This window comes from Falsiruegeria sp. JB4-1 (genome assembly GCF_055693495.1).
On sequence record NZ_JBVFTZ010000001.1, the window covers coordinates 3,165,955 to 3,178,658 of the forward strand.

16 protein-coding genes and 1 pseudogene are annotated in these 12,704 nt (G+C 55.7%); 10 read left to right on the plus strand and 7 right to left on the minus strand.

Annotated elements, in window-relative coordinates; all coding sequences use genetic code 11:
- The first annotated feature begins 52 nt into the window (after window positions 1–52).
- From bufB to ACZ1HE_RS16225, 3 genes and pseudogenes are all read left to right on the plus strand, one after another.
- Complete coding sequence (gene bufB, locus ACZ1HE_RS16215; protein WP_472622424.1) at window positions 53–910, plus strand: MNIO family bufferin maturase; 858 nt, start codon at window positions 53–55, stop codon at window positions 908–910.
- Window positions 907–1,658: pseudogene (locus ACZ1HE_RS16220) on the plus strand (HvfC/BufC family peptide modification chaperone). The gene bufB and the pseudogene ACZ1HE_RS16220 overlap by 4 nt, the downstream one beginning before the upstream one ends.
- 4 nt (window positions 1,659–1,662) lie before the next feature.
- A complete protein-coding gene (locus ACZ1HE_RS16225) occupies window positions 1,663–2,199 on the plus strand; it encodes a DoxX family protein (RefSeq protein ID WP_472622426.1) in 537 nt (178 codons plus the stop codon).
- A gap of 60 nt (window positions 2,200–2,259) precedes the next feature.
- Here ACZ1HE_RS16225 and ACZ1HE_RS16230 read toward each other — a convergent pair whose 3' ends face one another.
- Together ACZ1HE_RS16230 and ACZ1HE_RS16235 are read right to left on the minus strand one after the other, a co-directional pair.
- The gene (locus ACZ1HE_RS16230; protein ID WP_472622428.1) at window positions 2,260–2,628 is read right to left on the minus strand and encodes a hypothetical protein; all 369 of its coding nucleotides are present in this window, start codon (window positions 2,626–2,628) and stop codon (window positions 2,260–2,262) included.
- Window positions 2,629–2,666: 38 nt separating this feature from the next.
- Window positions 2,667–2,984, minus strand: a complete 318-nt coding sequence (locus ACZ1HE_RS16235; protein ID WP_472622430.1) for an ArsC/Spx/MgsR family protein — start codon at window positions 2,982–2,984, stop codon at window positions 2,667–2,669.
- 218 nt (window positions 2,985–3,202) lie between these two features.
- Here ACZ1HE_RS16235 and ACZ1HE_RS16240 point away from each other — a divergent pair, with 218 nt between their 5' ends.
- Window positions 3,203–3,409 carry a cold-shock protein gene (locus tag ACZ1HE_RS16240; protein ID WP_085796749.1) on the plus strand — a complete coding sequence of 69 codons (207 nt, stop codon included), beginning with the start codon at window positions 3,203–3,205 and terminating at the stop codon, window positions 3,407–3,409.
- A 229-nt stretch (window positions 3,410–3,638) separates the two neighbouring features.
- Here ACZ1HE_RS16240 and thyX read toward each other — a convergent pair whose 3' ends face one another.
- The gene (gene thyX, locus ACZ1HE_RS16245; protein ID WP_472622432.1) at window positions 3,639–4,550 is read right to left on the minus strand and encodes an FAD-dependent thymidylate synthase; all 912 of its coding nucleotides are present in this window, start codon (window positions 4,548–4,550) and stop codon (window positions 3,639–3,641) included.
- A gap of 191 nt (window positions 4,551–4,741) precedes the next feature.
- Between thyX and ACZ1HE_RS16250 the strand changes: the two genes are divergently transcribed.
- The 3 genes from ACZ1HE_RS16250 to ACZ1HE_RS16260 all read left to right on the plus strand — a co-directional run bounded on the left by ACZ1HE_RS16250 (window position 4,742) and on the right by ACZ1HE_RS16260 (window position 7,538).
- The gene (locus ACZ1HE_RS16250) at window positions 4,742–5,650 is read left to right on the plus strand and encodes a thymidylate synthase (RefSeq protein WP_472622434.1); all 909 of its coding nucleotides are present in this window, start codon (window positions 4,742–4,744) and stop codon (window positions 5,648–5,650) included.
- Between the two features lie 4 nt (window positions 5,651–5,654).
- Window positions 5,655–7,037: a hypothetical protein gene (locus ACZ1HE_RS16255; RefSeq protein WP_472622436.1), complete on the plus strand. Its 1,383-nt coding sequence runs from the start codon at window positions 5,655–5,657 to the stop codon at window positions 7,035–7,037.
- Between the two features lie 72 nt (window positions 7,038–7,109).
- Window positions 7,110–7,538, plus strand: a complete 429-nt coding sequence (locus tag ACZ1HE_RS16260; protein ID WP_472622438.1) for a VOC family protein — start codon at window positions 7,110–7,112, stop codon at window positions 7,536–7,538.
- 395 nt (window positions 7,539–7,933) lie between these two features.
- Here the strand turns inward: ACZ1HE_RS16260 and ACZ1HE_RS16265 are convergent, their stop codons facing one another.
- The 3 genes from ACZ1HE_RS16265 to ACZ1HE_RS16275 all read right to left on the minus strand — a co-directional run bounded on the left by ACZ1HE_RS16265 (window position 7,934) and on the right by ACZ1HE_RS16275 (window position 9,154).
- Window positions 7,934–8,431, minus strand: coding sequence for a MarR family winged helix-turn-helix transcriptional regulator (locus ACZ1HE_RS16265; RefSeq protein ID WP_472622440.1), 498 nt, complete (start codon window positions 8,429–8,431; stop codon window positions 7,934–7,936).
- A 76-nt stretch (window positions 8,432–8,507) separates the two neighbouring features.
- Window positions 8,508–8,765, minus strand: a complete 258-nt coding sequence (locus ACZ1HE_RS16270; RefSeq protein ID WP_472622442.1) for an FAD assembly factor SdhE — start codon at window positions 8,763–8,765, stop codon at window positions 8,508–8,510.
- Window positions 8,765–9,154 carry a helix-turn-helix domain-containing protein gene (locus ACZ1HE_RS16275; RefSeq protein ID WP_472622444.1) on the minus strand — a complete coding sequence of 130 codons (390 nt, stop codon included), beginning with the start codon at window positions 9,152–9,154 and terminating at the stop codon, window positions 8,765–8,767. The genes ACZ1HE_RS16270 and ACZ1HE_RS16275 overlap by 1 nt, the downstream gene beginning before the upstream one ends.
- Window positions 9,155–9,248: 94 nt before the next feature.
- On the opposite strand from ACZ1HE_RS16275, the gene ACZ1HE_RS16280 reads away from it, so the two are divergent.
- Genes ACZ1HE_RS16280 through ACZ1HE_RS16290 form a run of 3 tightly spaced genes read left to right on the plus strand, consistent with a single transcriptional unit; the run spans window position 9,249 to window position 11,307 of the window.
- On the plus strand, window positions 9,249–10,451 hold the full coding sequence (locus ACZ1HE_RS16280; protein ID WP_472622446.1) for a pyridoxal phosphate-dependent aminotransferase: 1,203 nt from the start codon (window positions 9,249–9,251) through the stop codon (window positions 10,449–10,451).
- Window positions 10,452–10,466: 15 nt separating this feature from the next.
- Entirely contained in the window at window positions 10,467–10,868 is a 402-nt protein-coding gene (locus ACZ1HE_RS16285) for a hypothetical protein (RefSeq protein ID WP_472622448.1), read from the plus strand.
- A 22-nt stretch (window positions 10,869–10,890) separates the two neighbouring features.
- Window positions 10,891–11,307: a VOC family protein gene (locus ACZ1HE_RS16290; RefSeq protein WP_472622450.1), complete on the plus strand. Its 417-nt coding sequence runs from the start codon at window positions 10,891–10,893 to the stop codon at window positions 11,305–11,307.
- Between the two features lie 21 nt (window positions 11,308–11,328).
- On the opposite strand, the gene ACZ1HE_RS16295 is transcribed toward ACZ1HE_RS16290, so the two are convergent.
- Complete coding sequence (locus ACZ1HE_RS16295; RefSeq protein WP_472624513.1) at window positions 11,329–12,687, minus strand: MATE family efflux transporter; 1,359 nt, start codon at window positions 12,685–12,687, stop codon at window positions 11,329–11,331.
- Window positions 12,688–12,704 lie beyond the last annotated feature (17 nt).

The window sequence follows — 12,704 nt, forward strand, 5'->3', positions numbered from 1 at the left end:
AAATCGCCCGCCCCTTTACCAATCTTTTCAAGCATTTCCCTGAGGTCCTGACATGCTGGACGATACCCGCAAATCGAACCACCTGCCCGCGACGGCTGGGGTCGGGTACAAACCGCAGCATTTCTCGGACATTCTTGAAAACCCAGGCCCCGTGGGTTGGCTGGAAATTCACGCGGAAAACTACATGGGGGACGGCGGCCGCCCACTGGCGCAACTGCGCCATATGGCAGAACGTTTTCCCATTTCGGTCCACGGTGTGGGCCTGTCCATCGGCGGAGAAGGGCCGCTGGATGCCGACCATCTGGGTCGGCTCAAGCAACTGATCGGCTGGTTGAACCCGGCAAGTTTCTCAGAACACCTGGCTTGGTCCACTCACGGAGCAGAGTTTCTGAACGATCTGTTGCCCCTTCCTTATACTGACGCCTCGCTGGCCCGGATCTGTGACCACATTGATCAGGTGCAGGAACACGTGGGCCGCAAGATGCTGCTCGAAAACCCGTCGAGTTATCTGGCCTTTGCTGAAAGCACCTGGTCTGAGCCCGATTTCCTGCGCGAGGTGGCGCGGCGGACCGGCTGTGGCCTGCTGCTCGATGTGAACAACGTCTTTGTCTCGGCCACCAATCTGGAATTCTCTCCCCAAGGCTACATCGACGCCTACCCGCTTGACCTGGTTGGGGAAATCCATCTGGGTGGCCACGACGAGGATGAAGACGACCACGGCAAACCACTGCTGATCGACAGTCACGGGCGCGAGGTAGTCGATCCGGTTTGGTCCCTACTTGATTACGTGCTGGAACGCTCGGGCCCAAAACCCTTGCTCATCGAATGGGACACCGATGTTCCCGACTGGCCGATCCTTCGGGCCGAGGCCGAGCGAGGCCAGGCTGCGCTGGAGCGGGTACCGGCATGAACGTCACCCAGGATCAGTTTCGTGCCGCGCTTCTGGATTCAGCGAAACCCGTCCCGGATGGGTTGCTGGACGCCAAAGACGGCCCGGCCGGTCGTCGGTTCAACGTCTACCGCAACAACGTCGCAGTCTCGCTGACTGAGGCGATGCATCAGGCTTTTCCAGTGATTACCAAGCTGCTCGGTGCGCAGAACATGGACGGGTTGGCAGGGATATTCCTGCGCCAACATCCGCCTTCATCGCCGCTGATGATGCACTATGGTGAAGCTTTCCCCGAGTTTCTGGCCGGTATGCAGCAGTTGTCTCATCTTGGCTACCTGCCGGATGTGGCCCGGTTGGAGCTGGCCCTGCGCCGGTCATACCACGCCGCCGACAGCACACCGATTTCGCCCGAAGAATTGGCCATCGACCCCGAAGTTCTGATGGCGGCCACTGTGGAATTCGCTCCTGCGATGGGCCTTATCCGCTCGCAATGGCCCATTGCCAGCATCTGGACATTTAACACCGTAGAAGGCAGCCCAAAACCACAAGCGGCGGCCGAAGATGTACTGATTACCCGGGTCGAGTTTGACCCCGAGCCCCATGTCCTCTCCCCGGCGGTGCCGATTGGATAGACGCGCTGATGGCTGGTAAATCCATCGGCGAAGCTCATGAAATTGCTGAAGGTCTCTTTCCCGGTTTTGACCTCGGCGCAACGCTAGCCCTGTTGTTGCAAGGCGGCGCAATCATCACACTCACGACCAAAGGATAAGGCCATGCACGCACTTGTCTCGCGCTATACAACGGCGCTCAACTCATTGGACCGTATGTCGGACTTCATGGTCCCGACCCTGGCCCGCCTGACATTTGTCGCCGTCTTGCTGTTTTACTATTGGAACTCGGCAATGCTCAAAATCGATGGCTCGATTTTCTCTGCTTCAGCTGGTGCATTTGGCCAGATCTTCCCCAAGGCCGCCGAAGAGGTCTTGTGGGACGTGAGTCAGATGAACATCTTTCAGCGTCTGGTGATTTTCTTTGGCACCGTGGCTGAATTTGTCCTGCCTGCCCTGATCCTCGTCGGGTTGCTCACCCGCATAGCCGCATTGGGCATGATCGGTTTCATCTGGGTGCAAACCATCGTCGACATCACCGGTCATGGTGTAAAACTGGGCAGTTTGTTCGACAACACACTGACGCTGGTCGATCAGCGTGTGATGTGGACCTTCCTGATGCTGGTGCTGGTCTTCAAAGGTGCCGGAGCACTGTCCGTCGATGCCCTGTTTCGGAAACGCGGTGAACCGGCAGTCGCCTGATTTGCCCAGAACATTTTGGTAATGAGTGTCATGCACCGCCCTTAGGGGCGGTGTATTTGTTTAGAAATGTGCCTGGGGCTCATCCGGTTTGCCCGCTGAAATAGCAAGCAAGCCGCCAACTGCCGCAAAGGCAACCGGAAACATGGTGAACACGTTGAACCCAAAGGCATAATACATACCACCAGCTGAAATCAGCAGCAGCACCCCACCCCACAAGGCCCGCGAGCGGGCCATAGCACCACCGGCGATGGCCAGCATAGGTGCAAGGATGGACATCAGCTGAATCAGATCCGAGTTTTCAACCTGTTCAAAGAATCCATCCACCTCTCCAAAGTGCTGGACCGCTTCGACATAGCCGAAACTGAAAAAACCGACGATCATCCCGATCAACCCGGCAATGACCCCCAAAACAAGAGCGGCATTACGCATCATGTTCTCCTTATTATTCAGTGCCTACCAAGCAGTCGTCAGGCCAAACCTAGGGCAGATCGGGTTTGGGTAGTCCAACCAAGATAAAGTTGTCCATCTGCTTCAATCAACGGGCGCTTCATCAATGTCGGATGTGCTGCAAGAAGGTCCTTCTTGGGTCGCAAACGCTCTGAGTCGTCCAGCCCACGCCAGGTTGTAGACCTTGTATTCAGCAGACTGTCGCCAAACTGCGTCAGCGCGGCATCTCGGACGTCATTCGGCAACCCGTCAACCCTCACATCGACAAATTCCATTTCTTCTATTTCTTTCAAAGCCTTACGGCAGGTGTCACAGGTTTTGATCCCGTAGAGTTTCATATTTTCTCCATTCTAGGATGCTGAAATATCTATCAAACAACAGAATTTCACCCCCTTTCGCTTGATTTTTGAACGCACCATGCGATCTTGTCGTCGGTGTAACACACCATCAGACTTCCGCCTTGACGTGTATGAGCCGGTCGCCTGAACGGTCGGTTATGCTGTTCGCACCCCCGAGAAATTAGGGGAAACGTGGAAAGTAGAAGGAGACACGGGACATGCCTACCGGCACCGTGAAATGGTTTAATACGACTAAAGGGTACGGCTTTATCGCACCTGACGAAGGCGGAAAGGACGTTTTTGTCCACATTTCTGCTGTGGAACGTTCGGGCCTGACGGGCTTGGCTGACAATCAAAAAGTTGCCTACGAACTTCAGGATGGACGCGACGGTCGCCAGATGGCATCCGATCTGAAGCCATTGTGAGTTTCTAACAAGACGCGCCTTCCCAGCTTCAGTGGGGCGGCGCATTAATCGGCGGCTGAGGTGAGCAGCCGCCGATATACTTTACCCCACGCACATGATCTTACGAAAATTCTGTATAGACCCGACATCCGCGCAGTCGGCATATTTGCGGTGTGGTCCATCGTGAATTGGGACACAACGTATGCGCTCCGCTTCCTCGATTGTGCAGCGCAAATGAATCCTATCGAGTTCAATTGCCCTGGACGACATCTTCAAATTCGCGCCATTCGCGAGCTGACATGCCCGAATTTTCCTGAACGACCTGCTCTCCCTTGAGCATTCGGCGCATGCAATCAACCATTTGCGCCGACATTGTCACAGAACCCAAGCGATAGTCTTCGAACGCCTTGTAAGCAAAGGGTACCCAGTCCGCAACGATCTCGCATATTGCATCAGCGTACACCCGGATTTCGTATTGTGCATGGGAATCCGCCCGCAGACGCAAGAAGTGGAACAGGTTGTGCAGATCCACTTTCCAATACCATTGCGTATAGATGTTGGCGGGCAAATTCATGCGCGCTAGTTCTCGTGCCAAGCCTTGCTGGCCTTCTTGGCTGATCATCTCTTCATAATGATCATAAGCCCGCATCGAATCCCCCTTCAGGATATCCAGAACACGCGCGGCCTCCTCGCCCTGCAGTGCCTCGCCGCGGCCCTGGTTGTTGATCACGGATTGCGCGGCCATCTGATCCGGCGCAGGGATGTAAAACTCCCGATCCAAAATGGAATACCGGGCGGAATACTCGTTGACGTTCGCCGTACGGTGGCGAATCCACTGACGCGCGACAAAGACCGGCAGCTTTACATGCAACTTCAGCTCACACATCTCGAATGGAGTTGAATGCCAGTGGCGCATCAAATATCGGATCAGCCCTTCGTCATTCTGAACGGACTTTGTACCCTTGCCATAGGACACACGTGCCGCTTGGCAAATCGCGGCGTCGTCTCCCATGTAGTCGATCACCCGTACAAATCCGTGGTCGAGCACCTGCTTTGCAGAATAAAGGTGCGTTTCCATGCCCGGCGATACTGTCCGAAGTGTCGTCTGCGAATGCGTACGTTGCTCTTCGATTTCGGCAAGTTGCTCGGGCGACAATGGCATAGGCGGGGCTCCTTGGTGTTCTCAGAGAATCTCTCTTTTTCAAACTATATATGGGCAAGGCAGCGGGGTGAACCGCAATATCAAGGTCACACTTAGGTCACGGTCTACAGGCAAGACGCGTAAGCGCATTGACTTTTTCAAGCAAGTCACCCAGCGTGCGTAAAAAAACCTATAAACAGAGGTTGAGGCAGATGAAGCGGTTTTGGCTTGGTATCGCAGCGGTGGCTGCGATGTCGGCATGTGGCAGCAGTGATGTTTTCAATACAGAGGAAACGGACCCTGATCCCGTCCCGACAACGCCTGAAGTGCCCGAAGCAATTGCGGGCAATGTAACCAGCGTCAGCTATGATGCGGCCAATCAAACCCTTACTGTGGTCGGTAGCCAGCTTGACGAAACACCGTTCGAAGCGGTCTACACACGTAAGCCTAGCTTGGATGTTCCAGGTTATGAAGCCTACACTGCCCAGGACAGCTCGTTGGATCGTCACTTCACCGCGTTCGTTCGGGAACGCGACGGAGTGCATGCGGCGGTTGTTGGGTCAGGTCCGCAGTTTAACTCGGTCATCCTTGGTGCAAACTTTGGTCGCGATGGCGCCTATGACCCACCCGCAACTACGCCGTCCGGTGGACTTGTCAGCTATGCCGGTAATTATGTTGGCGTGCTCAACGCAGCAGGGGATGGCGGGGATCTTTTGCCGGTCACACCAGGAACGGATGCTGATGTGAGACCCACTCAGGTCGCCGAGGTAACAGGACTAATCTTCTTGAACGCGGACTTTGCAGACAACAGCGTCAACGGCATCGTCTACGACCGGAATTGGGTCGATGGTGTTGGTGAAATCGACAATCTGTCCCTGTTCCCCGGAGACATTGATGAAACCGGACATTTCAATGGCGAAGTCCGTGTCGGATCGACCGATAGTGTCGGAACCTACGCCGGGGTGTTTGGTGGAGAAGATGCTTCGGCCGTCGCAGGTGCTTTGGAAGCGACCAATCACATCGATAATGTTTCGGGCACTGCAATCGAGCACGGTGTTTTTGTTCTGGCTCAATGTGGCACAGCTAATGCCGACCCGATCTGTAATCAACCGACACCGTAGTCCCTTGCGAGCAGCCCTTTTTGCGGCTGCTCTTTTGCTTGCTGCACCCGTTGCAGCTTATGCCGAGGAACAAACCCATACGCTGACGTTGGACCAGGCTTTCGCAACCGCCGTCAAAGCGCTGCGCATTGGTCAACCAGAGGTGACCTTAACAATGACGCACGGCCTGCTGCAGGCCAAACCCAAAGACCCCCTGCTGCACTACTTGCAAGCAACGGCATATGCGCGACTGAATGACCCCGAGGCTGGTCGCAAATCTGCCGCCCTTGCCTATCGCAACTCCCGGGATCAAGCGTCCTTGTTCCAGTCAGCGCAATTGGCGGCACGCCTTTCGGTGCAAGCTGGTCGTCCCACAGCAGCCCAATTTTGGCTTCGCCGTACGGCCGTTCACGCACCGGATGAAAAAGCTGAACAAGCCATCGCTGCCGACTATAAAAAACTTCGGCGGATCAACCCTTGGGCCTTTCGTATCCGGGGAGAGATCAAGCCGTCGAGCAATATCAACAACGGGGCCGATACAGCCCTACAGATCATCGACGGCGTGCCAGTGGTTGGACGCCTGAGTGGCGCCGCACGTGCTTTGTCTGGAGTCATCGGCATCGTTGATGTGACCAGTTCCTATCGGCTCCAACAATCAGACCAAAACCTGACAACATTGGCGGGTCGATTGTATGTTCAGCGTGTCTCGTTTTCGTCTGATGCAAAAGCCATCGCGCCGACAGTGACGGCATCTCAGTATGCCTCGACCTTTGGCGAAGTTAACCTGCGCCATGCCTTTGTTGCAGGCCCGGCTGAAAAACTCGGCTCGGCGGCGGTAGATTTCGCTTTAGGCACGTCATGGTATGGCGGAGAGCGCAGCTACAACTTTGCACGTCTGGGCGGGGAAAGAACGTGGCGCATGGCTGACGGTGCATATCTGCGTCTCAATGCGCTTGCTGAAACCAGGTTTGCTGAACGGTTCGGAACAAATGATGCAGACATCATCGGCTTTGGTGCGCTCTATCGTCGACCGGTCGGAAAGGGCAATCATCTGTCGGTGAGTATGGCGTACAGGGACACACGAGCCCGTTGGTTCACCGGGACTTTCAGAGCCGCATCAGTTCGAGTTGCTTATGACCTTGGACGTGCCGTCGGCCCAGCCAAGCTGAGTGCAGGTTTGGTTTTGGGATACACTGACTATCCCAGCTATGCGGTCGGTTTCCTGCTGGCTCCGGGTGGGCGTCAAGACACGTCAATTTATGGCGATGTCAGCTTGTTTTTTGATCGATACGATTATGCCGGGTTTGCTCCGATGCTGCGAATTAGGACAGGTAAAAAGAACTCGAACATCAGCCGATTTGATATTCGAGAGTTTTCTGTTTCACTGGGAATTGAATCCAAATTCTGATTTTTTGACGCCACCCTCTGGCGCGTCCGCAACATCCCACTAGAGTCGCGTCTGAACGAAGCGGAGAAAAACATGAGCCTTAAATATTTGCACGTAATGGTGCGCGTCAAAGATCTGGAAAAATCCATGGCGTTCTATGAACTTCTCGGCCTGCGGGAAATTCGTCGCTACGACAGCGAACAAGGGCGTTTCACATTGGTCTATCTTGCCGCCCCCGGCCAGGACGAAACCCCGCTAGAGCTGACCTACAATTGGGATGGAGACGATGAGCTGCCGAGCGACAGCCGCCACTTTGGCCACTTGGCCTATGGCGTCGATGACATCTACGGAATGTGCCAATTGCTGCAGGACAACGGTGTAACCATCAATCGCCCACCTCGCGACGGAAGGATGGCCTTTATTCGTTCGCCCGACAACATCTCCATCGAGCTGTTGCAGAACGGGGAAGCGTTGGCTCCCGCAGAGCCTTGGGCTAGCATGGAAAGCGTCGGCCACTGGTGATCCGACTACCTGGCGTTGCGCTGTCTATCAGCGCAACGCTCCTTGCCGCGCATCTGTATGCCCAGTCGGCACGGCCGTCAGATCCGCAATACGATTTGGTGCTTTGCAACTGGATCGAGTGACCAAGTGTGGGAAAAAATATGTTGGGCATTTCGGGAGACGGGACATAAATTCCACCCCCAAGCCATCTAAGAAACACTAGAACCCAAAGTTCGAACGATAAACACACTTACGATCGGTACCGATGTTCAAAACGGCACCGATACGCGGCAAGTGCGGGTCGGACAGCTCGTCGTCTATTTTCAGCGACAGGCGTTGTTGGGATTGGACGCATTTGTGGAAATCGCTGTGATTTCACACGCATCGGCCCTATCCGAAAAAACGCCTACTCCGGATCAATAGATGTACCGGATCTGATCCGTCCAATACCTTTCTACCCGCTTCAACGAACGCGTAATGTCCTCAATCCCAGAGGCGTCAATCACGGCTCGTTGTTCCAGTCCCTCGGCGTGACGCGAAAACAGTTCCGAAACCACATCGCGAACATCGCGCCCCTTTGTCGTTAACCGAACCCGGACCGAACGGCGGTCAATTTCGCACCTTTGATGGTGCATATACCCCATTTCGACCAACTTCTTCAGGTTGTAGCTGACATTGCTCCCCTGATAATAGCCACGGCTTTTCAATTCGCCCGCCGTCACTTCGTTGTCCCCGATATTGAACAACAACAGCGCCTGAACCGCGTTGATTTCCAAAACGCCGACCCGTTCGAATTCATCCTTGATCACATCCAGCAACAGGCGGTGTAGTCTTTCGACCAATGCCAGCGTTTCTAGATAGCTGGTCATGAACCCCTTGTTGCCGGTCGGGGCAATCTGCATCTCCATACTCATCCGTTTCTCCGACTCGCTCTGCTTTCATCAGAAAATGAGCGCAAAAGCCAAAGAATCAGTTAAGCTGAAAACTGTGTTATTTTTGAAACGTTTGGGCGACGTCCGCGATCAGTTCACCAAATGGCTCGGGAGCAACAACCTGTCCCGTGACCCATTGGTAGAGGTCCTGATCGTTTTCTTGCAGCATCGCCTCGTACAAATCCAGTTGTCCTGGATCCATCTCTTGAAGACGCAGATCACAATAGGCCGACAAGATGATGTCCATCTCTTTGATACCTCGGCGCATCGACCTCATCTTCAGTCGTTTGAGCCGATGTTCCAGCAGTTCGGCCATCAGGGTTGCCCCAGCATCTGCCGCAGACGTTTTTCCAATCGCGCGGCGCGTTCTGCATTTGCACGCATCTCGGCTCGGATCGCCCGAAGCTCCATTACCACGTCAGACAACCCTTCTATGGGGGTAACCTCTCCGGCAGGTTCTTCCATGCCCTCGCCTTCGCCGGTCAAAAGCCACATGATTGAAACATTGAGCAGCCCTGCCATCATCGACAGTTTGTTGGCCCGGGGCTCGGACAGGTCCTGCTCCCAACCTGAGATCGTAGCCTTTTTCACCCCGAGTCTGCGGGCAAGTTGAGCCTGCGTCATCCCGGCCGCTTCGCGGGCGCCAGCTACACGATCCCCAAAGGTTGCTGAATCCGGTCCGAACCAATCATTGTCAGTGCTCATCTGGGCTCTCCTGCCGCTCTAACTGTATATCACTTGATCGTCATTCGGGCGCACCCTATGACAGGTTTGATCAACATACAAACCGAGGCCGCCCATGAGTTTCCTGTCTGCGACATTGTCCCGCGTCAAACCTTCGCCCACAATCGCAATGACAGCCAAGGCCGCCGAGTTGAAGGCCGCCGGACGCGACGTTGTTGGCCTGAGCGCGGGCGAGCCGGATTTTGACACGCCCCAGAACATCAAGGACGCCGCCGTCGCCGCGATTGCCGCGGGTAAGACGAAGTACACCGCGCCCGACGGCATCCCTGAACTGAAGCAAGCTGTCTGTGCCAAGATGAAGCGCGATCACGGGCTGGACTACACGCCAGCACAGGTGTCAGTCGGAACGGGCGGCAAACAAACGCTTTACAACGCGCTGATGGCAACGCTGAACGAAGGCGACGAGGTGGTCATCCCGGCCCCCTATTGGGTCAGCTACCCGGATATGGTGCTGCTGTCTGGTGGCACGCCGGTGATTGCCGAAACCTCGATCCAGACCAATTTCAAACTGACCGCAGATCAGCTTGAGGCCGCGATCACGCCCAAGACAAAATGGTTCATTTTCAACTCGCCGTCGAACCCGACCGGTGCAGGGTACAGCCGTGAGGAGTTGAAAGAGCTTACAGACGTGCTGCTGCGTCACCCCCATGTCTGGGTAATGACTGATGATATGTACGAGCATCTGGCATATGACGGGTTCGAATTCTGCACGCCTGCCCAAGTCGAGCCGCAGCTGTATGAGCGCACGTTGACCTGCAATGGCGTGTCCAAGGCCTATGCCATGACGGGCTGGCGTATTGGCTATGCCGCGGGGCCAGTGGAACTGATCGCCGCCATGCGCAAGGTGCAGTCTCAGTCCACCTCGAACCCCTGCTCGGTCAGCCAATGGGCGGCGGTTGAGGCGCTAAATGGTACGCAAGAGATTTTGGCCCCCAACAACGAACTGTTCGTGCGTCGTCGCGATCTCGTGGTGAAAATGCTGAACGCCATCGATGGGATTTCATGCCCCACACCCGAAGGCGCGTTTTATGTCTATCCCTCAATCGCTGGTCTGATTGGCAAGACCACGCCCAAAGGTACCCTTATCGACAGTGATGAGACTTTTGCCATCGCCCTGCTCGAAGAGGCGGATGTTGCAGTGGTCTTTGGTGCGGCCTTCGGGCTTTCACCAAACTTCCGGGTAAGCTACGCTACATCGGACGAGGCCCTGAAAGAGGCCTGCACGCGCATCCAGCGGTTCTGCGCGTCGCTGACGTAAAACAAAGGAACAGGCATGGCCCCCGAGTTGCCCGAATACTATTTTCGCGTCCGCGACAACGGCGCCTTTGTCTTTCGCGTCGACACCGAGAACCGGCAGCGCCGGATCGAGATGGAGCAAATCGCCGTCGTCAACATCCGCAACGGCGAGATCAAACCGCATGGCGGGCGTAAGCTGACCAAAGCGGACATGCATGAAATCAACGCCTGGATGAAAAATCGTGTCGCGCTCTTGACCGAGCGCGATATCGACGACATCTTTCGCGCCGTCGACTACCTCAATCAGGTGACCCATTGGGCGCAATCCAAAGCCAAGGACAAACAGTTGGAAGAAGTGACCGACGACTTGTTGTTGGCAATGCACGACCTACGGTCGGTGCTGGTGCGCAAAAAGGCAGATCGACTGCTCAAAAAGTAAATCCAATCGGGAACACCGCCCAATGAAGCTGGAATTTCACCACATCAATTTTGTGTCCGAGGACGTAGACCGGCTGCATGATTTCTACACCAATGTTCTGGGGCTCGACGACATCCCCCAGGACAACTTCCCCCGGACCGAAGCCACCAAAGAACTAGGATTTGATGGCAAGATCCGCTTTGCCACGGATGGAGGTATGCAGATGCATCTGGCCGAGCGGGCTTTTGACGTGGCCTTCAAGAACGGTCAGGTGATCAACCCGGTGGAACGTGGCCATATCGCATTTCGCACCGATGACTTGCCTGCGTTCCTGCGCAAGCTTGAAGAAAACGGCATCCCTTATTCCGACTACGGGACAACGTTTGCCAAGGAATGGCATCAAGTGTTTTTCATGGATCCCGAAGGCAACGTGATCGAAGTTCACCAACAGGTCGCCTGAGCTGACCTGGGACAGTTCAGATCACTCGGCCGGGGCCGCGTTGCCAACCTGTTTGATCGAACGCTTCCAGAACCGAGCCATTAGCAGCACCGCAGCACAGGCCAGCCCCAGAACAAGGCCCAACCAGACGCCGATGCCCTCCATTCCCAGAACAAAGCCGAAGACATAAGATGCAGGGATCCCTACGGCCCAATAGCTGAGCGCCGCCATCACCATCGGTACTGCTGTATCCTGTACGCCACGCAACACTCCAAGAGCAATGGCTTGCACTCCGTCCACCAGCTGGAACAGCGCTGCCATACCCAGCAGGCCAGTACCGATCGCCAGGATCTGCGCCAGGTTCGGTTCATCGCTTTCGACAAACAGCTGGATGAGCGGCTCTGCACAGGTCAGGAACACCACCATCGAAATGGCGGATACCGCAAGCGACATCACTGTCACAACCACGGCCCCTTTGGCCATATGCGGCCGATCTTGACGACCAAACGCATTGCCCGCCCGGATCGTCGCGGCGCTACTGAGCCCCAGATGCACCATGAAAGTGGCCGAGGCGAGTTGCACGGCAATTCCGTGGGCTGCAAGTGGTACGGTGCCCAGCCACCCCATCATCATTGCAGAGGCACCAAACATCGATACCTCAGACAGATTGGTCAGACCGATGGGAACTCCGATCTTGAACACCTTGCCAAACATCTCCCAATCCGGGCGCCAAAAGCGTTGAAACAGAGCATGCTGCGGCAGTACCTTGAGCGCATAGATAATTACGGCCACCAGCGAGACCAGCTGCGTCAGAACCGAAGCGATACCTGCGCCGATGATCCCCAACTCAGGCGCCCCCCAATTGCCGAAGATTAAAGCATAGTTTCCGAGGGCGTTCACGACGGCCGCGAGAACGGTGATCCAGAGCACGATCTGCGTACGCTCCAGCCCGGCTAGGTACGATTTGAGCACCATGACCCATAACGCCGGAAAGATGCCCCAGCCCGCAACTCGCAGGTATTCGGCCGCCAGCCCCGCCACATCCGGTTTCTGCCCCAAAAGCAACAGGATCGGTTCTGACCACCACAGCATGCCCATGGCCAACACGCCGAACATCGCCGTCTGCCACAGCCCCATACGCGTTACACGGCGGATTGACGTGTCATCACCCTGCGCGTCCGAGGCGGCAACCAGCGGCATGATCGCCATGGCCAAACCGCCGCCAACCATGAAAAGGATAAAGAAGTAGCTGCTTGCCAGCGTGACGGCTGCCAGTTCCTCGACCCCGTACCAGCCCAGCATGACGGTATCCGTCAGGCCAATGGCAAACTGCGCCAGATGCCCGCCGATAAGTGGCAGGCCCAGGATCGCGATCGCGCGGGCATGCCCGCTATATGTCATCATTTTGCTCACCAGAC

What these genes read in the sequence shown, in the direction of transcription:
- bufB (WP_472622424.1), top strand. Translation starts at nt 53, where the DNA reads ATGCTGGACGATACCCGCAAATCGAACCACCTGCCCGCGACGGCTGGG.
- ACZ1HE_RS16225 (WP_472622426.1), top strand. Translation starts at nt 1,663, where the DNA reads ATGCACGCACTTGTCTCGCGCTATACAACGGCGCTCAACTCATTGGAC.
- ACZ1HE_RS16230 (WP_472622428.1), bottom strand. Translation starts at nt 2,628, where the DNA reads ATGCGTAATGCCGCTCTTGTTTTGGGGGTCATTGCCGGGTTGATCGGG.
- ACZ1HE_RS16235 (WP_472622430.1), bottom strand. Translation starts at nt 2,984, where the DNA reads ATGAAACTCTACGGGATCAAAACCTGTGACACCTGCCGTAAGGCTTTG.
- ACZ1HE_RS16240 (WP_085796749.1), top strand. Translation starts at nt 3,203, where the DNA reads ATGCCTACCGGCACCGTGAAATGGTTTAATACGACTAAAGGGTACGGC.
- thyX (WP_472622432.1), bottom strand. Translation starts at nt 4,550, where the DNA reads ATGCCATTGTCGCCCGAGCAACTTGCCGAAATCGAAGAGCAACGTACG.
- ACZ1HE_RS16250 (WP_472622434.1), top strand. Translation starts at nt 4,742, where the DNA reads ATGAAGCGGTTTTGGCTTGGTATCGCAGCGGTGGCTGCGATGTCGGCA.
- ACZ1HE_RS16260 (WP_472622438.1), top strand. Translation starts at nt 7,110, where the DNA reads ATGAGCCTTAAATATTTGCACGTAATGGTGCGCGTCAAAGATCTGGAA.
- ACZ1HE_RS16265 (WP_472622440.1), bottom strand. Translation starts at nt 8,431, where the DNA reads ATGAGTATGGAGATGCAGATTGCCCCGACCGGCAACAAGGGGTTCATG.
- ACZ1HE_RS16270 (WP_472622442.1), bottom strand. Translation starts at nt 8,765, where the DNA reads ATGGCCGAACTGCTGGAACATCGGCTCAAACGACTGAAGATGAGGTCG.
- ACZ1HE_RS16275 (WP_472622444.1), bottom strand. Translation starts at nt 9,154, where the DNA reads ATGAGCACTGACAATGATTGGTTCGGACCGGATTCAGCAACCTTTGGG.
- ACZ1HE_RS16280 (WP_472622446.1), top strand. Translation starts at nt 9,249, where the DNA reads ATGAGTTTCCTGTCTGCGACATTGTCCCGCGTCAAACCTTCGCCCACA.
- ACZ1HE_RS16285 (WP_472622448.1), top strand. Translation starts at nt 10,467, where the DNA reads ATGGCCCCCGAGTTGCCCGAATACTATTTTCGCGTCCGCGACAACGGC.
- ACZ1HE_RS16290 (WP_472622450.1), top strand. Translation starts at nt 10,891, where the DNA reads ATGAAGCTGGAATTTCACCACATCAATTTTGTGTCCGAGGACGTAGAC.
- ACZ1HE_RS16295 (WP_472624513.1), bottom strand. Translation starts at nt 12,687, where the DNA reads ATGACATATAGCGGGCATGCCCGCGCGATCGCGATCCTGGGCCTGCCA.